This window comes from Paraglaciecola chathamensis S18K6 (genome assembly GCA_000314955.1).
GTDB classification, from domain to species: domain Bacteria; phylum Pseudomonadota; class Gammaproteobacteria; order Enterobacterales; family Alteromonadaceae; genus Paraglaciecola; species Paraglaciecola chathamensis.
In genome coordinates this window covers 53,569-79,229 of record BAEM01000022.1, presented here as the reverse complement: position 1 = coordinate 79,229, position 25,661 = coordinate 53,569, and the positions used below count along the sequence as shown (strand labels likewise).

General features: G+C 44.2%; 23 protein-coding genes and 2 pseudogenes. 15 read left to right on the top strand and 10 right to left on the bottom strand.

The window, feature by feature from the left end; all coding sequences use genetic code 11:
- The first annotated feature begins 1 nt into the window (after position 1).
- The 4 genes from GCHA_RS06540 to GCHA_RS06525 all read left to right on the top strand — a co-directional run bounded on the left by GCHA_RS06540 (position 2) and on the right by GCHA_RS06525 (position 3,544).
- Positions 2–1,090 carry a nuclear transport factor 2 family protein gene (locus tag GCHA_RS06540; protein ID WP_007986370.1) on the top strand — a complete coding sequence of 363 codons (1,089 nt, stop codon included), beginning with the start codon at positions 2–4 and terminating at the stop codon, positions 1,088–1,090.
- Positions 1,091–1,092: 2 nt separating this feature from the next.
- Positions 1,093–1,980: a nuclear transport factor 2 family protein gene (locus tag GCHA_RS06535; RefSeq protein WP_007986369.1), complete on the top strand. Its 888-nt coding sequence runs from the start codon at positions 1,093–1,095 to the stop codon at positions 1,978–1,980.
- Between the two features lie 426 nt (positions 1,981–2,406).
- On the top strand, positions 2,407–2,955 hold the full coding sequence (locus GCHA_RS06530; RefSeq protein ID WP_052017987.1) for an AbiU2 domain-containing protein: 549 nt from the start codon (positions 2,407–2,409) through the stop codon (positions 2,953–2,955).
- Positions 2,956–3,061: 106 nt separating this feature from the next.
- Complete coding sequence (locus GCHA_RS06525; protein ID WP_007986367.1) at positions 3,062–3,544, top strand: translocon-associated protein subunit alpha; 483 nt, start codon at positions 3,062–3,064, stop codon at positions 3,542–3,544.
- 188 nt (positions 3,545–3,732) lie between these two features.
- Here the strand turns inward: GCHA_RS06525 and GCHA_RS06520 are convergent.
- The 3 genes and pseudogenes from GCHA_RS06520 to GCHA_RS06515 all read right to left on the bottom strand — a co-directional run.
- Positions 3,733–4,056 (bottom strand): annotated as a pseudogene (locus GCHA_RS06520) (transposase); the annotation flags it as partial.
- A gap of 211 nt (positions 4,057–4,267) precedes the next feature.
- A pseudogene (locus tag GCHA_RS22520) lies at positions 4,268–4,531 on the bottom strand (transposase); the annotation flags it as partial.
- Positions 4,532–5,003: 472 nt separating this feature from the next.
- Positions 5,004–5,891: a hypothetical protein gene (locus GCHA_RS06515; RefSeq protein ID WP_318248948.1), complete on the bottom strand. Its 888-nt coding sequence runs from the start codon at positions 5,889–5,891 to the stop codon at positions 5,004–5,006.
- Positions 5,892–6,861: 970 nt separating this feature from the next.
- Between GCHA_RS06515 and GCHA_RS06510 the strand changes: the two genes are divergently transcribed.
- Positions 6,862–7,287 carry a DUF2231 domain-containing protein gene (locus GCHA_RS06510; protein WP_007986362.1) on the top strand — a complete coding sequence of 142 codons (426 nt, stop codon included), beginning with the start codon at positions 6,862–6,864 and terminating at the stop codon, positions 7,285–7,287.
- Positions 7,284–8,573, top strand: a complete 1,290-nt coding sequence (locus GCHA_RS06505) for a PQQ-dependent sugar dehydrogenase (RefSeq protein WP_007986360.1) — start codon at positions 7,284–7,286, stop codon at positions 8,571–8,573. Before GCHA_RS06510 ends, GCHA_RS06505 begins: the two co-directional genes overlap by 4 nt.
- Before the next feature lie 244 nt (positions 8,574–8,817).
- Here the strand turns inward: GCHA_RS06505 and GCHA_RS23010 are convergent, their stop codons facing one another.
- Positions 8,818–8,988, bottom strand: a complete 171-nt coding sequence (locus GCHA_RS23010; protein WP_007986358.1) for a hypothetical protein — start codon at positions 8,986–8,988, stop codon at positions 8,818–8,820.
- Between the two features lie 214 nt (positions 8,989–9,202).
- Between GCHA_RS23010 and GCHA_RS06500 the strand changes: the two genes are divergently transcribed.
- Entirely contained in the window at positions 9,203–9,634 is a 432-nt protein-coding gene (locus tag GCHA_RS06500; RefSeq protein ID WP_007986357.1) for a universal stress protein, read from the top strand.
- A 261-nt stretch (positions 9,635–9,895) separates the two neighbouring features.
- Here the strand turns inward: GCHA_RS06500 and GCHA_RS06495 are convergent, their stop codons facing one another.
- Genes GCHA_RS06495 through hisD form a run of 4 tightly spaced genes read right to left on the bottom strand, consistent with a single transcriptional unit; the run spans position 9,896 to position 13,635 of the window.
- Positions 9,896–10,642 (bottom strand): HpcH/HpaI aldolase family protein, encoded by a 747-nt coding sequence (locus GCHA_RS06495; protein ID WP_007986355.1) that lies wholly within the window; start codon positions 10,640–10,642, stop codon positions 9,896–9,898.
- On the bottom strand, positions 10,635–11,342 hold the full coding sequence (locus GCHA_RS06490; RefSeq protein ID WP_039992177.1) for an alpha/beta fold hydrolase: 708 nt from the start codon (positions 11,340–11,342) through the stop codon (positions 10,635–10,637). The genes GCHA_RS06495 and GCHA_RS06490 overlap by 8 nt, the downstream gene beginning before the upstream one ends.
- A complete protein-coding gene (locus tag GCHA_RS06485; RefSeq protein ID WP_007986351.1) occupies positions 11,335–12,357 on the bottom strand; it encodes a LacI family DNA-binding transcriptional regulator in 1,023 nt (340 codons plus the stop codon). The genes GCHA_RS06490 and GCHA_RS06485 overlap by 8 nt, the downstream gene beginning before the upstream one ends.
- Positions 12,358–13,635: a histidinol dehydrogenase gene (hisD, locus tag GCHA_RS06480; RefSeq protein ID WP_007986349.1), complete on the bottom strand. Its 1,278-nt coding sequence runs from the start codon at positions 13,633–13,635 to the stop codon at positions 12,358–12,360. It lies immediately after the preceding gene.
- A gap of 120 nt (positions 13,636–13,755) precedes the next feature.
- Between hisD and GCHA_RS06475 the strand changes: the two genes are divergently transcribed.
- The 6 genes from GCHA_RS06475 to GCHA_RS06450 all read left to right on the top strand — a co-directional run bounded on the left by GCHA_RS06475 (position 13,756) and on the right by GCHA_RS06450 (position 18,572).
- On the top strand, positions 13,756–14,496 hold the full coding sequence (locus GCHA_RS06475) for an SDR family NAD(P)-dependent oxidoreductase (RefSeq protein ID WP_007986348.1): 741 nt from the start codon (positions 13,756–13,758) through the stop codon (positions 14,494–14,496).
- A 15-nt stretch (positions 14,497–14,511) separates the two neighbouring features.
- Positions 14,512–15,516, top strand: a complete 1,005-nt coding sequence (locus GCHA_RS06470; RefSeq protein ID WP_007986347.1) for a cupin domain-containing protein — start codon at positions 14,512–14,514, stop codon at positions 15,514–15,516.
- Between the two features lie 12 nt (positions 15,517–15,528).
- Positions 15,529–16,545: an ester cyclase gene (locus GCHA_RS06465; protein ID WP_007986346.1), complete on the top strand. Its 1,017-nt coding sequence runs from the start codon at positions 15,529–15,531 to the stop codon at positions 16,543–16,545.
- 218 nt (positions 16,546–16,763) lie between these two features.
- On the top strand, positions 16,764–17,180 hold the full coding sequence (locus GCHA_RS06460; protein ID WP_007986344.1) for an ester cyclase: 417 nt from the start codon (positions 16,764–16,766) through the stop codon (positions 17,178–17,180).
- A 540-nt stretch (positions 17,181–17,720) separates the two neighbouring features.
- Positions 17,721–17,981 carry a hypothetical protein gene (locus GCHA_RS22515; RefSeq protein WP_083881839.1) on the top strand — a complete coding sequence of 87 codons (261 nt, stop codon included), beginning with the start codon at positions 17,721–17,723 and terminating at the stop codon, positions 17,979–17,981.
- A gap of 159 nt (positions 17,982–18,140) precedes the next feature.
- Complete coding sequence (locus GCHA_RS06450; RefSeq protein WP_007986342.1) at positions 18,141–18,572, top strand: hypothetical protein; 432 nt, start codon at positions 18,141–18,143, stop codon at positions 18,570–18,572.
- A 92-nt stretch (positions 18,573–18,664) separates the two neighbouring features.
- Here GCHA_RS06450 and GCHA_RS06445 read toward each other — a convergent pair whose 3' ends face one another.
- Positions 18,665–19,021 carry a DUF1428 domain-containing protein gene (locus GCHA_RS06445; RefSeq protein WP_007986341.1) on the bottom strand — a complete coding sequence of 119 codons (357 nt, stop codon included), beginning with the start codon at positions 19,019–19,021 and terminating at the stop codon, positions 18,665–18,667.
- Positions 19,022–19,264: 243 nt separating this feature from the next.
- Positions 19,265–20,896, bottom strand: a complete 1,632-nt coding sequence (gene pckA / locus GCHA_RS06440; protein ID WP_007986340.1) for a phosphoenolpyruvate carboxykinase (ATP) — start codon at positions 20,894–20,896, stop codon at positions 19,265–19,267.
- Between the two features lie 772 nt (positions 20,897–21,668).
- Here pckA and GCHA_RS06435 point away from each other — a divergent pair.
- A complete protein-coding gene (locus tag GCHA_RS06435) occupies positions 21,669–24,584 on the top strand; it encodes an FAD-binding and (Fe-S)-binding domain-containing protein (RefSeq protein WP_007986336.1) in 2,916 nt (971 codons plus the stop codon).
- A 26-nt stretch (positions 24,585–24,610) separates the two neighbouring features.
- Positions 24,611–25,636, top strand: coding sequence for a hypothetical protein (locus tag GCHA_RS06430; protein WP_007986335.1), 1,026 nt, complete (start codon positions 24,611–24,613; stop codon positions 25,634–25,636).
- Positions 25,637–25,661: the final 25 nt, after the last annotated feature.

Here is a 25,661-nt window from a genome sequence, read left to right as displayed (position 1 = left end):
TATGAGCGAAACATCCATCGCAAAAACGGTGTATTGGCAGCCTCTGCATGACATGCTGGACCCTGCACGAAGTAAAACGCAAACCTTAGCGGGTTTTGACGACGAGTTTGTCGATTTAGCAGACTACATATTGCGTATCACCCATCGTATTTGGGAGCAAAAGAACATTGGGGCCTGTTACGATTATTACGCTGACTTCTGCCCTGTGCATACGCTAGGAGGCTACGCTGACAGTGTGGATGTGGTCATACAAAATACCCTGAAAACCATTGCGGCGTTTCCAGATAGATCGCTTATTGGGGAAGATGTAATTTTCCGCGAAGAAGCTAACGAGGTGTATTACTCATCGCACCGTATTACCAGCATTATGACGAACAAGGGCCCGTCTGAATTCGGCGCTCCTACTGGTAAAACGGGCCGTGTTACCACCATCGCCGACTGTATGTGCAAAGACAATAAAATCTTTTATGAATGGCTGATGCGCGACAACAGCTTTCTTATTGCGCAGCTAGGTATTTCGCTTGATGACGCGGCGGCGTTTCAGGCTAACTTTTCGCTATCGAATACGTTTACCCAATGGATAAATGAAGAGTATAGCCGCACCGCTGCGAATGAGGCGTCTCTCGGGGATGACTTGTCTGAGCAAGATAAGCCGTGGGGAGATTTCGCCAAGGCCTGGGCAGAAAATCTTTTTAATAAACGTATGTTTAATCAACTGTCTCATTTTTATAAACCTAATGCTGCTGTGCAATGGCCTGGAGGACGTCAAGCCACAGGCAATGCAGCTATCAGCGGCATGTTGATAAAATGGTTAGCCAGTTGCCCCGATGCCAACATGGTAGTCGACCATGTGTGTGTCACCCATTATGACCAAAACCGTGTTCATCTAGCGCTGCGCTGGGGCGTAGCGGGGCATTACAATGCCACCGACGCCAAGTACGCACAGTTTAATCAGCAGCCTCATTATATTTTGGGGGCGTCTCATTTTGAAATCGAGGGTGGACGCATCGCTAGAGAATGGACCGTATTCGATGAAGTTGCTGCACTGGCGAACCTTATGCGAAAACTACCAAATGAGGCGGAGGCATAAGCATGCTAAGTACAATTCAACAATTGCTAGAAAAACGAGATACCAAAACCTTAACCCATGCACTCATCCACTCAAGCCGCTGGTTATTGGGTGAAAGGTTACATTATGGCCCAGTGCAACAGCGGGGGTTAATGGCAAATTGGCTAGACATAATGAGCCGCTCGGGCAGTATTGAACAAGTCGCAACCTTACAAAGTGGTGATATTGATGCTGGTCTATTTTGTCTTACCTCTTCGTCGAGTAAAACGTATTTCGTAACCATGTGCGAACACAGTGACGGCGCAATAAAGCAGCTACTTCAATGGGTAGACAGTGCCTCTTTAGCCAAACACTGCGCCGATGATGAAAATGTAGCAGGTTCGACTAACGCCACATCAGTGGACTTTTGGCCCGAGCCTGATCCACTGCAACTAAGTGAGTTTGACCCGCAACTTCATCGATACACCACCCACGCGGGCATTAGTGATGTGCTCAATGGCAGCTTAAGCGACGCTCTCAACACCAAGCTGACTGCTTGGTGGCAGATATGGCAAGGTTTCGATTCAGCAGGGATCGAAAGCGTTTACACAGGCGAGAGCCATTTAAGCGTGAATAGTACAGTGGTAAACGGCGAGGGCACTACCTCGTCTTCTATTACTTCTTGGCTTACGCAGCTTGAAGGCAAGCTGCACCGCCGCTACAGCCAGCTTGAGCAGGTAGTGGCAGATAATAATAGTGCGCTGGTAAGATGGCGCATAGACGCAGATATTAAGACAGACAATGGGCTTGTGCGGGTTCGTTTACCCATTGTCACTATGCTGACATTTAAGCAAAACAAAATTGAAAGTGAATACTGGGTAATTGACGCGCTAGCCTTTGAAAAGCGCTTTTCAACGCCACTACCGTTCTAACGTCGGTAACTAACGTAGAAAACGTTAGTCTTTCGCGCCTCTCAATGTAGAGGCGCTTTTTTTTGGGAAGTTAAACTGTTTTTAAAAAGCCTGAATAGTTAGATCATCCATATATATCGCCATCCAGTGTGACTTGTTAAAAAAACCTCAGATTTAGAGGCTGCTGAGAGCGAAAAGCAGTCATTAGCGAATTAGTAAGCAAGGCCGTTTATTTATCCAAATAAGCTGAGTCGCTCCCATATTCAGGAAAGTGACCCAATCGCTCGTTTTTGTTCTTGTCATTTTATCCAGATCGCCAGTTTTCCTTTATGTAGCAATATGATAGTTAGTTTGGTATTAATAGCGGAAGTATAAAAGTGAGCGATGCGTCGGCAGAAAAACGCGCAAATCGCGCTATATTAAATTGTTAGCACTCTCAGGAGAAACATGGACGATTCAACTAGATTGAGACAGGGACTTTGTCGTCTTCTCACACAAGCAGAAATCGATTTCGAAATGTGGCAGGCAATGCGTGATGAAAAGCGCAACAAAAAGTTTCAAGGTAAGTTAAAGCGGTACTCGAGGTTTTATATAGCGGCCGAAAACGCTTTATTTAATTCGCTAATAATTATTCTTTATAAGACAGTCGAAAACCGAAAGGACACTATTAATATTAACAGTTACAAGAAATCGTTGACCGGCAACATTTCTGAAGATACTCAATTCGCTTTATCCGAAACTGAAAAGAGGATAAAGCCACTTGTAACTAAAATTTGTATCCTCCGTAATAATACAGTTGGTCATCAGTCAGTGAGCCTCGCTGCTGGAGATGTTTACGACAAAGCTGATTTATGGGTAAGTGAGATAAGCCAGCTAATTAATGATTTACAAGAACTAGTATATATATTGGCAAAAGACGTCCAAGATACCCATGTAACATTCAATTTAAAAGGTACGCAGTCGTTTAAAAATTTAGTGGATGATTTAACGTGCTAACAAACAAATGTTGCTGACCCAAACCCACTGGCTGCGGCTCGTGCCTCACCAATTATAGCCAGTAAGTTTGTGCAGCAAATTCGGACGTTATGTGAACAAGGAAGTTATGAGCAAACTATTCATTATTTTATCCCTAACAGTATTCATTTGTGCTTGCTCTCAAGAGTCCAGCTATGACGAATGTATCTTAAAGCACATGGAGGGGGTTAACAGCGACCAAGCTGCTAAATTAATTCATAACTCCTGTCGGAGTAAGTTCAAAGGTACCAATCTCCCTGATTCTTCTATTTTAACAAATGAGCAGACTTCAAAAATTTCTGGTAAGGCTGGGCCAGGCTTTCAAGCTAATTATTTTACGGGTGATATATATAACGGAAATCAAGAAGTAACCATAACGTCAATTGAAATAGCTATATATTCTGAGGGTGGCGACTTTGATGAAATCAAAAACTATAATGCTACTGCATATATTCCGCCTCTCAGTACAGGGACTATCGGCTTTAGTTTTATTCCTGTGAGCGGGAAAATTAAGTGGCATATCATTCGTGCAAAGGGCTTCGCAAATACTAACAGAGACAGCCATCTTTAGAATCGTATAAAAAACTCTGCTGCTTAGGGGAAAATACCCCTAAATAAGCGTCAAAGTACTTTTGCTCTGTATGATTAGGGATTTTTACTGGAATATTAAGCGTTGAGGGAGAAAAAGGCGTGAAAGGTCAATTTTTAGGCAAACGCCTACGTTACAAGAGATGCATTAGATGTGTTAGTTACAATGTCTTATGCGCGTTTTAACAACGCTTTAGCTTTGGTCATTCCTCTCAGTCGTTGATGATGAGTATGACGCTTAAACGCATTCATCATTTGTTCTGCGCCTGCTGCGTAGCAGAAGTGTTTTTCAAACTCAGTGGTTAAGGTTAGCCATTGAGCAGAATTTAAGCCTAGTCGTTCTAAAATTGGGCTTTGAGTATTATCGATATGACCGGCCTTATCATCACGAATGCATCGGCCCGTAGTGTCGACGAGCTCACAATAGTCTTTCAGTGAGTAGGGGATACCTTTGGGCATATTTTCACAAGGGTTTCCCACAAAGGGTGTTACTACTAACAGAGACAGCCATCTTTAGAATCGTATAAAAAACTATTCTGCTTAGGGGAAAATACTTGCTCAATAAGCGTCAAAGTACTTTTGATCTGAGTGATTGAGAATTATTACTGGAATATTGAGCATTGAGGGAGAAAACGGCGCGCAAGGTCAATTTTTAGGCAAACGCCTACGTTACAAGAGATGCATTAGATGTGTTAGTTGCAATGTCTTATGCGCGTTTTAACAACGCTTTCGCTTTGGTCATTCCTCGCAGCCGTTGATGATGGGTGTGGCGTTTGAACGCATTCATCATTTGCTCCGCACCTGCGGCGTAGCAGAAGTGTTTTTCAAACTCAGTGGTTAAGGTTAGCCACTGAGCAGAATCTAAGCCGAGTCGTTCTAAAATTGGGCTTTGAGTATTGTCGATATGACCTGCCTTATCATCACGAATACAGCGGCCTGTTGTATCTACCAGCTCACAATAGTCTTTCAGTACTTATCGAGACACCCATACTAAAAAATCGTCAAGATAATCTCTAGTTTCATGGCGGAATTATCGCTCAATAAGCGATACGGTGCTTTGCTCTGACTGATTGAAGGCTTTAATGGAACAGTGAGTGGTGAAGGACGAAAACGGTGAGTAAGGTCAGTGTTTGGACAGGCATGAACGTTACAATCTAGGTATCCCACACAAAAAGGAGCGTCGCACACAGCGGGAAACACGATGACAAATTCATCGGGAATAAAATTTGAACAGCTTTAGCTGGCTTCGAAGAAGTGAACGACATGGATGTTGTGAATAAAATAGGGCGTATCGATTAAACTAATTTGGCTTTTTCGAGGTTGAGGCATAATCCATCTACCTGACAGAATGAAACAAAAATTAAGTGTAGTTCAGCCCTGAAAATTGACCATTATTATCATGGGTGTCTTTCTTTTTTTTTTCGTCGATATCAATATTTTGATTATTGCAAAAACAGTTCAGAACAATGCTTGTCCATTTTAAAGCGACTTAGATCATTTCCTGGTATTTTTTTGATGATTTCAGTGTCTATTAAATAATCTAAATAATTTATGTGAGACTTTATAGATATATTTCTGAGGTTATTGAAATCTCTTTGTAACCTTTTTCGATTACCTTCCAAATCAATAGTAACACCGCTAAGAGATTCAGCGAGCACACAATAAGAAAATGCATAAGCTTTCGTCTCTATCTTTCTTTTATTTTTGAATATCCCGTCAAAACCACCATTTAACGCTTGAGACACGTGCATTGTTTCATGTATTAACACCATCAAGAGAAACAATTCTTTGTTAATCTCAAAACTTTTAAGAGATTCAGCATCAACAAAAACAGAAAAGTGATAGAATCCATCCTTATAAACAACTTGCGACTCAAAGTTGTCACTGAGTTTTGTGGCTATCAGGTCGATTTTAAATCGGTTGTTAAGTTTTTCCTTACCAATTCCATTCACTATAAAATTAGTGATTTTAAAATCGGGGTAGTTAGTTCTTATTATAATGTCTTTGTTATAAAAAATTATTTTAAGGCCATCTTTGTCATTACCAAGCCGGTCAAAAGATATACGTTTTTTACTGTTAGTTAAATTATTTAGAGAGTTAACGAAAATTCCCTTCTTTGTTTTCTCCACGGTGAAAGCACGTTTGATGTAACCATCTTCATTGAGCTGCCTGTAGCCATCATCTACACTTTGATAACTACTACAGGCAGATAAAAATAAAAAAGTTGCAAATAAAAATACTATTTTCAAAAGTTTATCGCATACTAATCTACGGAGCAAAAATAGGGGAGGGACCATCATGGCAGGTGTGATTGTAAGTTGCAGCGGCAAGACTATTTCCTTCATACTTAAAATTCGTTGTTACACGCCCGTCCTGCTGAGTAGTTACTGCAGTAATTGCCATAAGTGATTGAAATGGCGAGAGCAAATGATCGTCTAGATTATTAGGTGCCCTGATCCTGTTCGTAGATAACTGTCGTGGTTCCGTCTCCGACTGGAACCTTAGTCCAGCCTGCTGCCAGCGAAGCTCAAAAGAGCCAGAGATATGATTATGTATTTTATTGAAGAATAGTAATTGTGTATAGATTTCCCTCTCTCAGATTAAATTTCCACTTTAAACATCAAACCAAGGTCAAGTCAAATACCTTTCAAATGTACTCTTGTTAAGAATAATCAACTTTTCTACGTCAATGCAAACTATCAAAACACCCATACTAAAAAATCGTGAAGATAATCTCTAGTTTCATGGCGGAATTATCGCTCAATAAGCGTTAGGGGGCTTTTGCTTTGACTGATTGAAGGCTTTTAATGGAATAGCGTGTGTTGAAGAACGAAAACGGTGAGTAAGGTCTGTGTTTGGACAGGCATGAACGTTACAATCTAGGTATCCCACACAAAAAGGAGCGTCGCACACAGCGGAAAACACGATGACAAATTCATCGGGAATAAAATTTGAACAGCTTTAGCTGGCTTCGAAGAAGTGAACGACATGGATGTTGTGAATAAAATAGGGCGTATCAATTAAACTAATTTGGCTTTTTCGAGGTTGAGACATGCATAACCTACCTGACAGAATGAAACACAAATTAAGTGTAGTTTAGCCTAGAAAATTGACCATTTTTATCATGGGTGTCTTTATAACTTTCTATTACCGCGCGTGCCGCGCGCACTGATGTAGGCGGAACAGTTTTTGCAGAAAACCAAGACTAACGTATTCGTCACCTTGTCGCGGACGGTAGTTTGTGTAAGAAGGTAAAAAATGAGTGAAAAAATTTCACAGAATCTGTTTTGAGGAGAAACGATGACTGGCCATAACGACCAAACACCAATAAGGCGGCTTCACCCAATACATGGGATGCTGCTGGCGGCTACTGTCCCGCTATTTTTTTGTAGTTTGTTAAGCGACATTGCCTATGCACAAACTTATCAGATTCAGTGGACCAACTTTGCTTCGTGGCTAATTGCAGGTGGGCTGGTGTTCGCAGGCTTGACGTTGTTGTGGACCATCATCGATTTGGTGCGTGCGGATCACCGTGGGCATCTGATCTTACATATCGTAATGTTGCTAGCGACATGGCTGGTGGGTTTTTTCAATTCGCTTATCCATGCAAAGGACGCTTGGGCAGTTATGCCAATGGGCCTTGTTCTGTCGGTGATTGTTTTTTTATTGGCTTGCGGAGCAACTTGGATTGGCTTCGCAAAATTTGGTGTAGGAGGTAAGCGATGAAATATACTGGTCTGTTAACAACTTTTGCCTTTACCGTGCTACTAAGTGCCTGTGATAGCAACGATTCTGCTTCGATTGACCAAGGCTCTAATCCTACGCTACCAAAACCTCAGCGTGGGCTGCTCCCTGCTATGACAATTGCGAAACCGACGCCTTGGGGGGATCAAATGCCAACAGCCCCTACGGGCTACACCGTCTCCGCTATTGCAACTGATCTTAAAGTGCCTCGTCAAACGCTAGTGCTGCCAAACGGGGATATTCTGGTTGCCGAGGGCAAAGGCGGTAATGCACCCTCATTGAAGCCAAAGCATTTTATCGCCGGATACATTAAATCAAAAGGCACAACAAAAGTGGCGAGCGGCGATCGACTCACGTTGTTGCGTGATGCTGACGGCGATGGTACCTACGAACTCCAGACAGTTTTTGCAGATAATCTTAACGCACCTTACGGGCTCGCGTTGATTAACAATACCCTTTACGTTGCCAATCAAGACGCGTTGGTGCGCTTTGACTATAGCGACGGACAAACCAAAGCAAGTGCAGCGCCGGAAGAAGTCACCAAGCTACCTTCGCAGATTAATCACCATTGGACCAAAGCCATGACTGCCGGCCCCAATGGTCGCTTCTTGTATGTCGGCATTGGTTCTAATAGTAATATCACAGAGCGCGGGATGGTCGCTGAAGTAGACCGTGCGATGATTTGGGAAATAGATGCAGAAACCGGGGCGTATCGGCCCTACGCTACTGGCCTACGCAATCCAACCGCGCTTACCATACAACCTGGAACGGGTCAGTTATGGGCGGTGGTAAATGAGCGAGATGAGATTGGCCCGCAACTTGTGCCGGACTTCCTTACCTCAGTAAAAGACGGTGGATTTTACGGTTGGCCCTATAGCTATTGGGGGCAAAATGTAGACGAGCGAGTACGGCCACAAGATCCGAAAAAAGTCGCATCCACAATTGCCCCGGATTACGCATTGGGGGCACATGTCGCTGCTTTGGGAGTCGATTTTTCCGAGCCGGTTATGGGCGCTGAATTTGCAGATGGTGTATTCGTCGGTGAGCATGGCAGCTGGAATAGGGAAGACCCAGCCGGCTACAAAGTGGTATTTGTTCCTTTTAGCAATGGTCGGCCCGCTGGAGCACCGGTAGATTTTCTTACGGGCTTTTTAGGTGGAGACGGGAAGGCTCGAGGCAGGCCAGTTGGCGTGACTGTGGACCCGCGTGGTGCACTTATCGTCGCCGATGACCTTGCTAACGTTATTTGGCGGGTCACGCCTCGCTAAAATTTAGACTGGAGAATAGCAATGACAAAAAACTTAACTAGACACCCATATTAAAAAATCGTGAAGATAATCTCTAGTTTCATGGCGGAATTATCGCTCAGCAAGCGTTTCGGTGCTTTGCTCTGACTGATTAAAGGCTTTTACTGCAACAGTGAGTGGTGAAGGACGAAACAGCGTGCAGGGTGAAATGTCGGTAAGGCTCGAGGTTACAATATATGCATGATATGCAATGTTCGAAATTGATTTAGGCTCGCTTTAGCAGCTCTTTCGCTTTGGTCATTCCCCGCAGACGTTGATGATGGGTATGGCGTTTGAACGCATTCATCATTTGCTTGGCACCTGCTACGTAGCACAAGTGTTTTTCGAACTCAGTGGAAAGCGTAAACCACTGAGCTGAATCTAAACCTAGTCCCAAAGTAATAAAGCACTCAATCGAAGCCTAATCAACCAACATAAAGTGTTCGGTTGATGTAATTTTGGGTGTCTAGATTGTTGTTGAATTGATTAAGATCACTAAAAGACTTTTTAATACTGACTATACTCAATCCGCTGAAATGGCGTCGAGTCTATTTTGGTGAAGCTGGTAATGTCATTGCAAAAACACTTTTTACATTGTGAAGGAGAGTAATATGCGCACACGTAATATTTTATGGCCTACAGATTTTTCCGATACTGCATCACATGCTTTGCAATATGCCATTGAAATGGCGAATTTATATCAAGTGGGCATTCGTATTTTACACGTTGTCGAGCAGCCTTCAGGTGATGAGAATTATATGCTCCTTGCAATAACGCCCCAAGAATTAGCAGAAAATATGGAAGACGCTGCGGCAAGTAAAATGCACGAATTATTAAGTCAATTGAATACCAATTTGAAGATTGAAACGGTAATTCGACATGGTGATGCCATCAATGAGATTTTGGCCGAGAGCAACAGCGGCGATATTGGCATGGTGGTTATTGCTAGTCACGGAAGAACCGGACTTTCTCATTTTTTAAATGCTAACGTGGCAGAATCAATTATCAGAAAATCTGAGTGCCCAGTGTTAGTAGTCAAATGAAATCAGCGGTTATCTCTTGTCCCGTTGTGGTTTTAGGCGGGATGGACGTGTACACCGAGTTGGATAAAAAATGAGTTCTCAGCAACGGTAGACACGGAGCTTAGCAGCGCTAAGGTGATAGCTTTTTAGCTTTACCAATATGTAACTTTTGGGCTTTCCCTCTTGAATTGAGACAATGATGAATGCCTGCAATTGGTACAAAGGCGACCTAACAAAGGTCGCCTTTGTGATACCTTCAACTACTAGCGTAAATTCAAATACTTACGCTTTATCAAAGGTTTCACGTAGTGCTTTGGCGCCGCTTAACATAAAGCCGTGGTCTGAGCTAAGTAAAAACAAAGATACGCCTTTTTCTTTCCAGTAGCCTAGTTCGTTTAAATTGCCCACGAACATGCCTGTGGCCTTTCCGGCTTTGTGGCTTACTTCAACTAAATGCTCTACCGCCTGTTTAACCGCTGGGGCATCGGCACTGGTTTCGCCTAGCGCTACGGTTAAATCCATGCGGCCTATAAACAAACAATCAACGCCGTCAACCTGCGCAATTGCTTCGATATTTTCAATGGCATCTAAGTCTTCAAGCTGGGCAATAACGGAAATATTTTTGCCCGCTTGCAAATTGTGGCTTAACGACTTGGTTGTATATCCTGCAAACCGGCTTGAACCCGCATAGCCTCTGCCGCCTGCACCATAGTGACAATGCTTTACAATCTCGCTTAATTGCTCGGCTGTTTTAACATGAGGCACAACTACGCCATCTGCGCCCATGTCTAGTACATTTAATAGTGTTTCTGGCGCATCGTTAGGGGTTCTTACTAACACTGGCATACTACCAGCTCGCGCAGCAAGGATGCAGGTATCTAGATCGTGGCGAGAAAACGGCGCGTGTTCTGCGTCTAGGCAAATCGCGTCCATGTCACTATGGGCAAGTACTTCAATTACATTGTAATGGGGGGTTTTAACGAAGGTGCCTAACAGGCTTTGTTTATTTTTGAGCTGCTGCTTAAGCATGGGCGGCGCCTCCAAAAAAGTTGTACAGGTGCAAATTTACCTTGTCGCTTTGTTCAAGCGAGGCAAAATGGCCGGCATTTTCAATTAACACAAGCTCGCTGTTTGCTGCTAACTGGTGCATTCTTTGTTGCTCTGAGGGGGGGCAAAGCACGTCATTACAACCACCCATAAACAACATACGATGATCGCAATTGGCCAATAGCTCACTCGCATCCGGTCTTGTGGCAAGTATTTCTAGCTGCGCTTTATAGCGCGCAATGCCCGTATCTTCCGCCATTTGCGCTATTAATCGCATAATTTCATCATTTGCTGAGCTTAAGTAAACCGAGCTGAAATAATCGTGTATTAACCTATCTAAGCCATGCTCAATTGCATAGTTTAGGTGCTCGTTTCTCACGGTTCGGCCTTGCGGTTTATCGGCGTGCGCGTTGCTGTCTAACAGCGCTATTCTGTCAATTCGTTCAGGACAGCGAGTTAAAAGTTCAAATGCAACCATGCCTCCCATCGAGAAAGCACAAATGTTGAATCGCTCGTCTGCTTTGAAACGGCTAAGTGCGTAGTCTGCCGTTTCGCTTAGGTTGTCGTGCTGGTCATACTCCAAGGTTATGCAGTTGTGACCAGCTCTGCTTAAGGTGGTAATTTGGTCCGAGAAAACGGCCTTATTACAAAGTGTTCCGGGTATAAATAGTAAGTTAGTCATCGTCTCTTGGCGCGGCGGCAACCGAATTACCTTCTATGAGCTTGCCCGGCCAATACCGTGTTTCTGGCGGTACTTCGGGGTTCTCAATCAGGTTAATTAAGGTTTCTACTGCTGCTTTTGTCATAAAATAGGTTGGCTGACTTACGGTAGTCAGCTGGTAGCTGTGCCAACATGAGGCACTGATACCATCAAACCCAACAACTGAAATATCTTCTGGCACCCGCAGGCCCAGATTTTGTCGAATTTCATCAATAGCACCGATCGCCATTGAGTCGTTGGAACATATAATTGCAGTAGGAAGTGGGTTCTTTTGTGCGTAGGCACTCAAACACTCTCTGGCAGAATCATAGCTGTAGTCACCGTAAATTACAGTGGTGTCAGTGAAGCCATGGGCCAGTAACGCATTTCTAGCACCATTCAATCGGGCGCGAGCCACGTCAGAATCTTTTGGCCCTGCCATAATTAGAAAGTGTTGGTGGTGATGGCTAACCAAAATATCGATCAACATGCGAAGCCCTTGGTCGTGGTTACAACACACTGAGCTTACGCTGTGATCTGGAAGCTCGCGGTTGTACAACACCACAGGGATATTGTGCTTGGCGAACTGTGTCACACTGTCTGGCTCAAAGTGTGCGGTCAGCGCTATTACGCCATCTACTTGGTAGGCGAATATTTGCTCCATAACCATTTCTAGCTGATCAGCATCATCAAGCGTAAATAAAAGTACCCGTTTATTTTTGACAGCAATGTGCTTGTTTAACTGTGCTAACACCTCGGGAAAGTTCACATTCGCTCGAGATGAGATGATCACAGCCACCATACCCGTGCTTCGATTTATCAGCATGCGGGCGATAGCGTTCGGCTTATAACCTAAGTCTTCGGCGGCTTTTATGACCTTATCTCGGGTTTTTTTAGATACACTAACGCCTGGGCGATACACCCGCGACACTGCCGATTGTGAAACTCCTGCTGCATGGGCGACGTCATAAGACGTCACCCTAGTTTTTTTATTCAATTATTTTTTTCCATAACGACGTAACCGAATGTCAGCCTGTTCTTTGTGACCTGCAAAACCTTCAATGGCACATAAGCGTGAGCAGTATTCGCCAACCATGACTGACGCTTCCTCGGTAACACGCTGATATGTACAGGTTTTCAAGAACTTACCAACCCATAGACCACCAGTATAACGACCTGCGCCCTTCGTGGGTAGAGTATGATTTGTTCCAATACATTTATCACCGTAAGAAACGTTTGTTTCAGGCCCTAAGAACAACGCTCCGAAGTTGCGCATATTTTTCTGAAAGTAGGGGACGTCTTTGGTCATTATTTGCACATGCTCAAATGCCAAATCGTTGGCTACTTGCAACATTTCGTCGTAGGTATCACATACGATAACTTCGCCATAGTCTCGCCATGCCACAGCGGCAACATCGGCAGTAGGTAGGATAGTGAGCTGGCGCTCTACTTCAGCCATTGTGTCTTTTCCGAGTTGTTCACTATTGGTCAACAGTATCGCGGGAGAGTTAAGGCCATGCTCAGCTTGACCAAGCAAGTCGGCGGCGCACAGTTCACCATCAACACTGTCATCAGCAATTACTAGGGTTTCTGTTGGGCCGGCAAATAGGTCGATACCTATGCGCCCGAACAATTGGCGCTTTGCCTCTGCAACAAACGCATTACCTGGCCCTACAATCATACTTACCGGCTCGATGGAATCGGTACCTACCGCCATAGCAGCAATGGCTTGTACGCCACCAAAGGTATAAATTTCATCAGCCCCGGCTAAATCCATCGCAACAATTACTGCGGGTGCAGGTTTACCGTGGAATGGAGGCGTAGCTGCCACAACGCGTTTAACCCCAGCTACTTTTGCGGTCACAATACTCATGTGCGCTGAGGCAACTAACGGGTATTTTCCGCCAGGCACATAGCAACCTACGCTATCTACTGGAATATTTTTATGGCCCAGTACAACACCTGGAAGCGTTTCAACTTCTACATCTTTCATTGACTCACGTTGAATAGTGGCGAAATTGCGTACTTGCTTCTGCGCCCACTTAATATCGCTTATTTCTTGTTCACTAAGTTGTTCATAACACGCATTAATTTCTTCTTTGCTTAATCTGAACGACTCCGGAGTCCATTTGTCAAATTGACCAGAATATTCTGATACAGCGGCATCTCCACGCTGCTCAATGTCGCTAATTATATTTTCGACAATTGTTTTAACTTTTTGATTATCAATAGCTTTTTCGTCTTCTTGCTTACCTTTCTTCAAGTGCTTGATCATGGTCTATTCCTCTATATTGGTGAATGGGGTGTTACATTAATCGTACAAATATTTAGCTTGATCTTTACTGAGAATTACATAAAAATGACTTCGAATGCAATTATTATTTTGAGGTGATGTGTGGCTTTCTCTAATGACCTGTTAAAAGACAAGACCATTTTGATCACAGGGGCGGGCAAAGGCATTGGCAAAGCGTGTGCTTTGTTAGCTGATAAGTGCGGTGCAACTGTGATAGCAGTGGCGCGCACCGAAACCGATCTTATTGATTTGAAAAATGAGAGTTCCCAGCGCTTGAGTTATTGGGTAGGCGACGTACAAGATGCGGCGCTTTATGAAAAGATCCGTTCATTACCGTCTCTGCATGGATTAATTAATAACGCTGGAACCAACCGTGTCGCCCCCATGGCAGAGCAAAGCGATGAAAACATCGACGATATTTTAAATTTAAATATTCGTTCGGCATACAAGGTTGCACAGGCAGCTATCACACCCATGCTTAATAGCGCTGCGCCATCTATGGTGCACATGTCATCTCAAATGGGGTTTGTCGGCTCGCCTGGACGAACCCTGTATTGCTTAAGCAAGCATGCGATTGAAGGTTTGACTAAGGCAATGGCTGTTGAGTTGGCGCCCAATAACATTCGCGTTAATAGTGTTGCCCCCACATTCATCAAAACACCGATGACCGAACCCATGCTTAAAGAGCCTGCGTTTGCCGAAATGGTTATGAACAACATTCCCTTACAGCGCTTAGGTAGCGTTGAAGATGTAGCGAATGCATGCATATTTCTACTCAGTGAATTGTCTATGACCACCACGGGTAGTTGTCTTAAAGTCGATGGCGGTTGGACCGCCCAATAAAAACGAGGTATCACTGTGTCAGTATTATCCGAACGTTTAGTCCGTTATGAAGAATTAATCCCGTGTCGCAATGCGTTTATTGATACGCGCTCGCCTGGCAGTGATCAAAAAGAAAACTTTACGATTATTGGCCCAGGGGTAGCAGAAAACCCCGACCAACATGTTCATATCGCTATTCCTCACGGTTTTAACATAGGGGGAGCCCGTCAACCGCCTGGGTGTTTGAACTCGCAGCACAGCCATTTAACGGAAGAAGTTTTTGTTATTTCGCAAGGCAGCTGGCACTTCTCGACAGGGGTAGATGGCTCCGACGCTGTGGTCCGCTTGGAAGAAGGCGACGTTATATCTATCCCTATGGATTTATTTCGTGGCTTCGAAAATGTAGGGGAAGGGGCAGGGTATCTTTACGCCGTATTAGGCCAAGATGACCCAGGCCGCGTGCTTTGGGCGCCGCAAGTTTTCGATATGGCAAGCGATTACGGGTTGGTACTTCTTGAAAATGGCGGCTTAGTTGACACAACCTTAGGTCAGAAAATGCCTGACGGTGTGGCCCCAATGCCAAAGACCTCAGCAGAACAGATTGCCCAGCATCGGGTAATCGATGATAAAACCCTTGAGCAGTGCGTTGTACGCGTCAGCGATTTCTCATTTAGCAATGGCACCGCGCTCACGAAAGGCACTGATGTGTTAGAAGCGCCACTCATTGGCCCAGCAAGCCCTGATGAGAAGCTTGGTGAAACGAAATTAAACTGGTCTCATGGGTTTTGTGTTCGTGCACTGAAATTCCAAGCTGGCTCGTTCATCGCCGGGCATAAACGCCAAGAAGAAGAGGTTGTCTTTGTGCAAGAAGGCAGTATCAAAATGCACATTGATGGCGAAGCACTTATCTTAGGCAAGGGCGACACATTTACCACGCCCATTGGCGCAACACGCAGTTTTGCGCAACACGGCGATGATATAGCATTAGTGTATGTTACACGTCGGGGAGATACTGCAAAGGCCCCAGAGTTTTTAGACTAGAAGGCTAAAGCGATGTCTACGTATACAAATATTCAACTAAAAAAGAAGTTTCTACCGTTTCGGCAAGCTCAGTACGACTTTGATTTAGAAAAGCTAAAAGCGCTAGGTGATGATCTTTTCTCAAATGATGCCGCGATTAAGTTTTGTGTCCCGTTTGACGATATGGTCGGTCACCGAGAAATGCTTGATACGGTATACGCGCCGCTATTGGAAGCGGTCCCCGATCTTGAACGTCGAGACACCATTGTTATGGTGGGCGAAGACGACAAACAGCTTCGTTGGCTCGGGTGCTGTGGTTACTACACAGGGCGTTTGGCAAAACCTTGGTTAGATATTCCAGCCACGGGCGATCAGATACACATGCGCTTTCACGAGTTTTATCGCTTCGACGGGGAGAAAATTGTCGAAGTACAGGCCATTTGGGATTTGCCAGAAGTGATGATGCAGGCAAAGTGCTGGCCCTTTAGCCCAAGCTTAGGTACTGAGTGGCATGTACCTGGCCCTTCTACTCAAGATGGCATTCACCTACTTGAAGAAGACAAGCTAATAACAGTACAGAGCCAACAGCTTGTGCTAGACATGCTAAATAGTTTAGGTAATTTTGCCGAAGGTGGCGTTGAGGCAATGAACCTAGACAAATATTGGCATGCTAAGTCAAATTGGTATGGCCCGTCAGGGATAGGTACCGGGCGCGGTATTCAAGGCTTTCGCAATACACACCAAGAAGCATTTTTAAACGGTATGCCGAATCGCGTGGGTGATCCAGCGAATGGCCATTTATTTTCTGAAAACAACTATGTTGGGTTTACCGGCTGGCCGGGTATGAGCATGACGATTTCGGGTGATGGCTGGCTTGGTATTGTACCTAACGATAAACCCATCACGATGCGCAGCTTAGATTTTTGGCGAAACGAAAACGGCATGATCCGAGAAAACTGGGTGTTGGTTGACTTGCTTCATGTTTACCGCCAATTGGGTGTCGATGTATTCGCTCGCGTAAAACAGTTGACCCGTAATAAATATCGATAACGTCCGATTTAGTTATTGAAATCATAAGGTTTTATTAAAAAACGAGTGGGAAATATGGCTGCTGTAGTTGCTTCTTTGAGTCATTGCGATCAATCCGCTTGATAACAAGTTAAGTACCATAGATTCGCCGAGCAGCATCATTTTTGACGTGTTTGTTTTTAAAATTTATATCGTCAACCACAGTACTAATGTTTAGATTCACTTAAGGAATTTACAAAATGAGCAATATTACCCAGACAGCCGAGTTGTTTTTTGATGCTTGTGAAACAGGAAAAGGCTGGGATGCGTGCAAAGCATATTGCCATCCTAATGCTACCTTTTCTGCACAGGCAGGTGTTTTGTCCGATATAGGAAATGTAGAAAGTTACACAGCATGGATGCAGTGGCTTTTAACTGCGGTTCCCGATGGTCATTATGAATTGAAAAGTTTTTCAACCGACGAGAAGCGCAATTGTGTCACGGCTTTTGGTGTACTTCATGGTACTCAAACCGGCCCCAGTGTTTCTGGTGAGCCAACTGGTAACGTTATTGCGGCTGACTACGTTTATGCCATGCAATTTGAAGGTGGGTTAATAAGCCATGTGACAAAGATATGGAATGATTCAGTTAGCCTTCAACAGCTAGGGTGGGCATAATTGCCCATCAAGGTTTTATAGGTCAGCCCAGAGACCAAATTTAGCTAATAGATAAACAGCCAACGGACCTTGTGGTTGGTTTTTAGTCACCACTTTGCAGACGTAGAGATATGCTGATTCTCGATTTTCAAGGACGCCGCTCTGCGATTCAGGTCCGGTTTTATTCGAGCGTGCGTTTGACGTATTCGAACAAATATATACTCAATTCAAAACCATCACTGAAACAGGTTTTGTGTATTTAACCCAGCCCTTAGATGCTTTTTATTATCGCCATGATAGTGCATTAGGTACTTATCCAGTGCGGCCCAAGTCATGTGAGAATGGATATATGGATGGGGTTTGGCCTGCAAATCTAGAATCTGCCTTACTGTTTTATTAACTCGTTTAATTTTTATTTACCCAGGTAAAGCAACAAACTGCCTACAGCGTAATGGTTAAACTAATGAAAAATTTACTATTTATTTACCGCCTAAAGTGGTGAAATAGAAAAATAGTACCCACATAAACCTGAGCTATGCTCTCATTAGAAAAGGGCATTAAATGAGAATTAAATTAATAGCTATCTTATTAACTTCAGTGATTTCATCAGGATGTGCTAGCACTTCAGACAAAGTAGCAAAGGACTTTTTCGATGGTGCTAATTCGAATGCGAAAAGCAGGCAGCTAGAACAAGCTAACTCGGTATATAGCAAAAAGCGTGACTACAAAAACGAGGCAATAGAGGACTCTATGTCAGGAGTACTTACTGCTCTTTTTCGTGGCATATTTAGCTCAGGTAAAGCTAGCGATAACTCGTATTAGCCTGTTTGAGAATGTGTTTGACAAATTCATAAAACCACTTGTCCCGCATTTTGGCAGCCAATTGGCAACTAATACGCGCAATCAGGGCGACTTAGCTCACTTTACCACCCAGTGTTACGCTCGGTTATTACTGCGCGGTGAGCAATTCAAGGAATGAAAATGTACGTTAAATTAATGACAGGCTCAAAGCTTGGTAAATTTAAGCTTTGCACAACACTGTCGCTGCTTACCTTCTTCACTATGTTTGTATGTATCAATACATACGCTGCAGATAGCGATATCGACGAAATCCATAAGTTAGTCTCTGGAAATTCTCTAAGGATCGTGAATTATGCCGCAGAGAGTATTATCTATTTTGATTCAGATGGCTCATTTAGCCACCTTGCTGTGCAAGGTGAAACGAGTCAGGGGAAATGGCGGACAACGAAAGATAGTATGTGCGCAACTGTACTTCCACAGCCATATAATCCACCTAAAGAGTTTTGCCTTTACCTTAAAGGTCGTAAATTCGGTGAAACTTGGACTGAAATAGATGAGCATAACGGGGAGGTAAAGCGAACGTTGCTTAATGGGCATCCCCCTCAAAAGTAAACAACGCGCTAAGTCATATAGTGTTGAACAACGCGCTGTGCTTGGACTTTATTGCTCCCTCTGAGGGTTAGTAAGGAGCAGTGAGGTTTTTACTATTCATCTACCAGTACTTCAAAACCACCGTAAATCATACGCTTTCCATCAAATGGCATTGGCGCGGTCGCCGGGTCAAAGCGGGGATCGTCCATACATTTTTGCATGCCTTGGTCTCTGATTTCTTTTGACGGCCATGTTATCCAAGAAAACACGATAGTTTCATCGGCTTTCGCCTGTACAGCCATTGGAAATGACGTGACTTCGCCATCTGGTACATCGCTGCCCCAGCACTCTGTGCAGGAGATAGCGCTGTATTCTTGCTTAAAAATATTAATGCAGTACTTGGCGTATGCTTTGTACTCTTCTTTATTGGCGGTGGGGACTGCGACTACAAAACCATCGATATAAGACATATGTCACCTCATTAACTGGCTCGTTGATTGGTTATCGTAAACCGTTGGGAATATTAGCCTACTGGTATTTTGCCGATTTGGGTAGTGCATTTATCATACACGCTAGGTAGTTATTCAAATCCGCATAAAAAAGCAGATAAAAAAGCATTAAAAAAGGCGCAATACGTGCGCCTGTTTTAAATTGACTGGCCAGGGTTAATACGCCTGCTGAGGCTTGAAATTCCTGACCAGAGTAGAGCGCCGTTAAGCGCTTTTTGCTTGTTTAAATAAGCTAGGGCCTGCGGCAACCAGTGACTGACCATTGTCGGTATCAGTGAATTTATCGAAGTTATCTACAAATAAGCTCGCTAAATCAGTGGCCTTTGTGGTCCATTGGTTTTCATTGCTGTAGGTTTTACGTGGGTCAAGAATATCGCTGTTCAATTCACCTAGTTGCTGGGGAATTTCTAAATTGAAAATGGGTAAGACGGTGGTTTTCGCATCATCTAATGAGCCATCTAAAATTGCATCAATAATCGCCCGCGTTGCTTTAATTGAAATACGCTTGCCTGTGCCGTTCCAGCCAGTGTTAACCAAGTAAGCTTGAGCACCCGCGTCTTGCATTCGATTTTTAAGCACTTTGGCATATTGAGTGGGGTGCAAGCTTAAAAACGCCGCACCAAAGCAGCTTGAGAACGTAGGCGTGGGCTCGGTTATTCCTCTTTCTGTACCAGCTAATTTAGCGGTGAAGCCAGACAAGAAGTAGTACTGGGCTTGCTCGGGCGTTAGCTTAGACACTGCTGGCAATACGCCAAACGCATCTGCAGTTAAGAAAATGACTTTATTAGCATGCCCAGCCCGTGAGACAGGTTTTACAATGTTGTCAATGTGATGAATCGGGTAAGATACACGGGTGTTTTCGGTTTTGCTGTTATCATCAAAATCGATTTTGCCGTCGGCATCGACCGTCACATTTTCAAGTAGGGCATCACGGCGTATTGCGTTGTAGATATCCGGTTCGTTTTCTTTGCTCAAATTAATGGTCTTTGCGTAACAGCCACCTTCGAAATTGAACACGCCGTTGTCATCCCAACCGTGTTCGTCGTCGCCGATTAACTCACGATTCGGGTCGGTGGATAGAGTGGTTTTACCTGTACCAGACAAACCGAAGAACACAGCCACATCACCGTCTTTTCCTACATTGGCACTGCAATGCATTGAGGCGATATTTTTAAGAGGCAGCAAGTAGTTCATCATAGAGAACATGCCTTTTTTCATCTCGCCGCCGTACCAAGTGCCGCCAATTAGCTGTACTTTTTCGGTTAAATTAAAAGCAACAAAATTCTCAGAGTTCAGCCCTTGCGCTTGCCAGTTAGGGTTAGTTGTTTTCGCGCCATTCATGACCACAAAGTCAGGCTCGTAATCGGTTAACTCAGCATCAGTAGGGCGTATAAACATGTTTTTAACGAAATGCGCTTGCCACGCGACTTCGGTAATAAAGCGTACTTTTAACCGGGTATCTTCATTTGCGCCGCAGTAGGTATCCACCACGAACAAACGTTTGCCGCTGAGCTGCTTAGTGACCAGCGCTTTAAGTTCGTCCCATACTTGGGGCGTGATCGGCTTGTTGTCGTTTTTGCCTTGATCAGACCACCACACAGTATCTTTGCTGACATCATCGCGCACTATGTATTTGTCTTTTGGTGAGCGGCCGGTGAATTTCCCTGTGTTGACGTTAACGGCACCTAATTCAGTCACAACACCCTTCTCATATCCCTCAAGATCTAGGTTGGTTGTTTCTTCAAATAACGTTTCATACGAGGGGTTGTGTAAAATTTCGCTAACATCGTTAATACCGATTTTGGCTAAATCAGCCAACAATTTTTGTACATTCATAAACTAACCCTTCATTTAATAGTGGCGGTGGATCTTATAGAGCTGCGACGGCGATCACTCAGTATGTGTATTTTAAACACTTTCAGGGTTGTTTTGAAAGTCAGCATGTAATGAAACATCATTTATTTCATAATTTGGAAATAAATAGTCATAAAACCATTTGTTTCGTTAGTTTCAGGCGGGAGTATCGGGAGATAGCTAACTATAAAGGTGCGAATAAGGCTATGCCATTGGAAACTAAGCTAATTTCAGTTGGTCTTATAACTATATGATTAATAGTATTAAATTGCATGTTGGATGTATTTTGTAAGCGTGGTGTTAACAGATAAACCGGTTATTCTGTTCCCGATAGGCTGATTTGGCCGCTATCATGCACTTAGCATGATAATGATTATTTTTGTAATCAATTGTGAAAGCTTACAGATTGATGCTGTTTTATAGCGATTTGGCGATTTTTTAGGAAGAGGAAAAATTGCGCTAGGGATAAACAAAACGCTCAAAGCGCTAGGCGTAACATTAATACCATTCCACTTATTAATGCGGATTGGTATAACCTTGCTGCGGTTGTATTAACGCGGGGGAGGGGATGCGTGTTTTTTTGCTTTTTCCATTTTTGGGCCGGGCCACTCACAGGGCGCTCTAAAACTTGATGCAAGGGGCGCAAGATGCGATTCTTTATTCTTTTTTTCATTGAGAGAGTGACGTTTTGTTTCGATTAAACAACGCGTTGCATTTCCCGTCTCAGCTTTTCATTGTGTATTAGGACAAATAAATGACCCGCTTACCTAGCGACTATTTACACCAAGTTACCCAGTTATTGCCTTCAACCGCTATTATTCAAGACATCAGTCGCCGCCGTGCCTTGGCGGTTGACGCCAGCTTTTATCAACTTATTCCTCAACTGGTGCTCAAGCTAAGTTGTGTCGAACAACTTCAATCCATTCTTGCTCTTAGCCAAGCGCATCAAGTCGCGGTCACGTTTCGTGCAGCAGGTACTAGCCTTTCGGGGCAAGGTGTAACGGATTCGGTGTTAATCGTATTGACCGACGATTGGCGTCAATATGACGTGCTAAATGATGGCCAACAAGTCAAATTACAGCCAGGGATTATAGGTGCCCAGGCCAATCAAATTCTTGCGCCTTATGGGCGCAAGATAGGCCCAGATCCAGCATCTATCAACAGCTGTAAAATTGGTGGCATCGCAGCAAATAATGCCTCTGGCATGTGCTGTGGTGTTGCGCATAACAGCTATTACACCGTGCAACATATGACCATAGTGTTAGCCGATGGCTGTGTGGTCGATACCAGTGACGAGCGCAGTGTGGCAGCGTTTCGCAACACGCATCAGGCACTGTTAAGTGAATTACAAACGTTGGCATTGTCGTGTCAACGTAATCAAGCATTGCGCGAACGAATTGAGCACAAATATCGACTGAAAAATACCTGTGGTTATGCACTTAATGCCCTGATTGATTACCAAGAGCCCTTGCAAATTCTAATGCATTTAATGATTGGCTCAGAAGGCACGTTAGGTTTTATAGCCGATATTACCTATAACACAGTGGTAGAAAACGCGCATAAAGCCAGTGGCTTGTACCTATTCGCCACTGCAGAGCAAGCATGTGGTTTGGTAACGGCCTTAAGTTTACAAAACGTTGATGCAGTTGAGTTAATGGATCAGCGAGCGCTCAATTCGGTCAAAGGTCAGCCAGGGTTACCTGATTCATTTTGTACTGATAACGATAACTATACCGCGCTACTGATTGAAACCAGCGCTGACAGTGCTGCAGCGCTTCAACAAAATATACGCAGCATCGAGACCTGCATTGGTCACGACAGCGCGCTGCACGCCGTACCTTTAAGCGACAATAAAATACTGAATCAGCAATTGTGGGCTATCCGTAAGGGCACGTTCCCCGCCGTTGGCGCTGTTCGTGAAACGGGCACCACAGTGATCATTGAAGATGTATGTTTTCCCATTGCTAATATGGCTGAGGGTATTCAAGGCTTACACACGTTATTTGACGAATACGGGTACAGCGAAGGCATTATCTTCGGACATGCGCTGGCAGGGAACTTACATTTTGTGTTTACACAGGCATTTGATGAGCAGAGTGAAATAGAGCGTTACGACCGATTCATGCAAGCGGTAGCGCACTTAGTCGCGGTGGAGTTTAATGGCTCATTAAAAGCAGAGCACGGGACGGGCAGAAATATGGCACCGTTTGTACAGTTAGAGTGGGGAAGCGATGCCTATGAGGTTATGCGCAGCGTTAAACACATTATCGATCCTAAGGGTATTCTAAACCCTGGCGTTATTTTGAATGACGACCCGCAAAGTCATATTAAAAACTTAAAACTACTGCCTAAAGCCAATGAGATTGTGGATAAATGTATTGAGTGCGGCTTTTGTGAAGCGGTTTGCCCATCTCAGGATTTAAGTTACACCCCAAGGCAACGCATAGCGATATGGCGGCGTATCAAACAACTGCGTGAAGCTGAATCGCTTAATGCACAAAGCAAGGCTTGGGCACTTCAGCACCCAGATCAACAACAAGAACAGCAAAAAGAACAGCAACAAGATCTGCAAAATGAGCTTAAGCAATTAGAACATGATTTTCAGTACATGGGGGTAGATACCTGTGCCGCTACCGGCTTATGCGCTCAGCGATGCCCAGTGGGGATCAATACCGGGGATCTTATTCGGCAATTACGCAGCGAAAACCAGTCTAGATTCGGCAAAACGATAGCAAAGTTCAGTGCTGAGCATTTTTCGCTGGTGAGTAAAGGAGCGGGTATTGGATTGGCGGTATCGAGTACCGCTACAAAACTACTTGGCGCACCTAGAACGGATAAAATAGGTGTTAAAATGCACCAAATGTCGGCGAAAAAGCTGCCTTTATGGCAAAGTAAGTGGCCAGGCAGAGGCAAAGCTATCAAGATTGATGGCTCGATTAACCCCAAAAAAGTCGTTTATTTTGCCAGTTGTGCCAGTCGAAATATGGGGCCAACGCCTTTTGACGAGGAAAAGCGTTCTACCTACGAAGCGGCACGTTCAATTTTTAATAAGGCGGGTTATCAAGTCATATTGCCAGAAGGGCTGGACGAGCTGTGTTGCGGTATGCCTTTTAGTAGTAAAGGCTTTTCAGACTTAGCGATGCAAAAAGGTCATGAGTTAGTCGAGCACCTGCAGGATATTAGCCAAGGGGGGGTAATTCCTATCGTGTTTGACACCAGTCCGTGTAAGCAGCAAATAAATGCACTTAAAAGTACTGAAGGCTTACATATTTATGAAACCAGCGAGTTTATGGTTAGGCATGTGATCGAACAGCTCGAGATAACACGACAAGCTGAGCCTGTTGCACTGCACATTACCTGCAGCAGCCGCAAAATGGGCCTTGCGCCGTATTTACAAGCGTTAGCAAATGCCTGTAGCGAATCTGTGATAGAGCCCCAAGGCATTGAATGTTGCGGCTTTGCGGGTGACAAGGGGATGTTTGTACCTGAACTAAATGCCAGTGCGCTGCGCCATTTAAAAGCGCAAATACCGGATGGGTGTACTGCGGGATACAGTAATAGTCGCACGTGTGAAATCGGTCTAAGTCAACACAGTGGTATACCTTATCACTCGCTACTACTGTTACTTGATGATGTGAGTCAGCAAAAGAATCCACAAGCCATTGCATAAGCTTCTGTTATAAAGGAGAACGTCACATGGATATTAGTCAGAGCCAGCTAGCACAAGCGGTGCAAGAGGGGATCCTAAGCCGTGAACAAGCGGAGCGATTAACTCTGTTCGTTGACGGTTTACCGAGTAGTACTGCAAAGTTTGATTTTACCCATCTGCTTTACTACTTCGGTGGTTTAGTCGCCATAGGAGCAATGACACTTTTTATGACGTTAGGCTGTGAGTCTTTTGGTGGTTGGGGCATTGTTACGCTTTGTGCGGTATACGCCACAGCAGGAATAATGCTAGCCAACCGTTTAGCAAAGAAAGGATTACCTGTTGTTGCAGGCATATCTGCCACCTTTGTTGTATGCCTAACACCGTTAGCCACTTTTGGATTGCAACATGCATTGGGGATATGGCCGAGTGACGACAACTACCGTGATTATCATCGCTATGTTCAGTGGCACTGGCTTTACATGGAGTTGGCTACATTAGCCGTAGGAGCAGCGTTAGCAAGAAGTTATCGCTATCCCTTCTTGCTAATGCCCGTTGCTCTCACGCTGTGGTACTTATCGATGGATCTCGCCGTTATGCTGACAGGAGATTATCCCGAGTTCGAATTACGTGCATTGGTTTCTATGTATATGGGCTTACTCATTTTAGGCCTAGCATTTTGGGTAGATATTCGTTCTCGTCATTCACTCGATTATGCGTTTTGGTTGTACCTATTTGGCGCAACTTCTTTTTGGTGTGGTCTTTCTATGCAGCACTCTGATAGCGAATTATCTAAGTTAGCCTACTGCTGTATCAATCTGATTATGATGGGGTTTGGCATTGTGTTGGTACGCAGAGTCTTGGTTATATTTGGTGCATTGGGCGTCTGTGGTTATGTGGGATACCTGGCTTATGACGTGTTTAAAGACAGCTGGCTTTTTCCTATTATGCTCACGTTATTGGGCGCGTTTATTGTTTATTTGGGGATCCTTTGGCAAAAGCACGAACAAAAACTGACTTATCAGCTACGCAGTCGGTTACCCAAACCATTACAAGAACTGCTGGAAAATAAATAACGTTAAGGTAAGCGTTGCAGATATA

Bases quoted from the DNA above. Each gene is read 5' to 3' on its own strand.
- GCHA_RS06460 (WP_007986344.1), top strand. From the start codon at position 16,764: ATGAGCAATATTACCCAGACAGCCGAGTTGTTTTTTGATGCTTGTGAA.
- GCHA_RS06445 (WP_007986341.1), bottom strand. From the start codon at position 19,021: ATGTCTTATATCGATGGTTTTGTAGTCGCAGTCCCCACCGCCAATAAA.
- GCHA_RS06505 (WP_007986360.1), top strand. From the start codon at position 7,284: ATGAAATATACTGGTCTGTTAACAACTTTTGCCTTTACCGTGCTACTA.
- GCHA_RS06525 (WP_007986367.1), top strand. From the start codon at position 3,062: ATGAGCAAACTATTCATTATTTTATCCCTAACAGTATTCATTTGTGCT.
- GCHA_RS06435 (WP_007986336.1), top strand. From the start codon at position 21,669: ATGACCCGCTTACCTAGCGACTATTTACACCAAGTTACCCAGTTATTG.
- GCHA_RS06535 (WP_007986369.1), top strand. From the start codon at position 1,093: ATGCTAAGTACAATTCAACAATTGCTAGAAAAACGAGATACCAAAACC.
- GCHA_RS06540 (WP_007986370.1), top strand. From the start codon at position 2: ATGAGCGAAACATCCATCGCAAAAACGGTGTATTGGCAGCCTCTGCAT.
- pckA (WP_007986340.1), bottom strand. From the start codon at position 20,896: ATGAATGTACAAAAATTGTTGGCTGATTTAGCCAAAATCGGTATTAAC.
- GCHA_RS06500 (WP_007986357.1), top strand. From the start codon at position 9,203: ATGCGCACACGTAATATTTTATGGCCTACAGATTTTTCCGATACTGCA.
- GCHA_RS06450 (WP_007986342.1), top strand. From the start codon at position 18,141: ATGTACGTTAAATTAATGACAGGCTCAAAGCTTGGTAAATTTAAGCTT.
- GCHA_RS06510 (WP_007986362.1), top strand. From the start codon at position 6,862: ATGACTGGCCATAACGACCAAACACCAATAAGGCGGCTTCACCCAATA.
- hisD (WP_007986349.1), bottom strand. From the start codon at position 13,635: ATGATCAAGCACTTGAAGAAAGGTAAGCAAGAAGACGAAAAAGCTATT.
- GCHA_RS22515 (WP_083881839.1), top strand. From the start codon at position 17,721: ATGAGAATTAAATTAATAGCTATCTTATTAACTTCAGTGATTTCATCA.
- GCHA_RS06430 (WP_007986335.1), top strand. From the start codon at position 24,611: ATGGATATTAGTCAGAGCCAGCTAGCACAAGCGGTGCAAGAGGGGATC.
- GCHA_RS06530 (WP_052017987.1), top strand. From the start codon at position 2,407: ATGGACGATTCAACTAGATTGAGACAGGGACTTTGTCGTCTTCTCACA.
- GCHA_RS06495 (WP_007986355.1), bottom strand. From the start codon at position 10,642: ATGCTTAAGCAGCAGCTCAAAAATAAACAAAGCCTGTTAGGCACCTTC.
- GCHA_RS06490 (WP_039992177.1), bottom strand. From the start codon at position 11,342: ATGACTAACTTACTATTTATACCCGGAACACTTTGTAATAAGGCCGTT.
- GCHA_RS06465 (WP_007986346.1), top strand. From the start codon at position 15,529: ATGTCTACGTATACAAATATTCAACTAAAAAAGAAGTTTCTACCGTTT.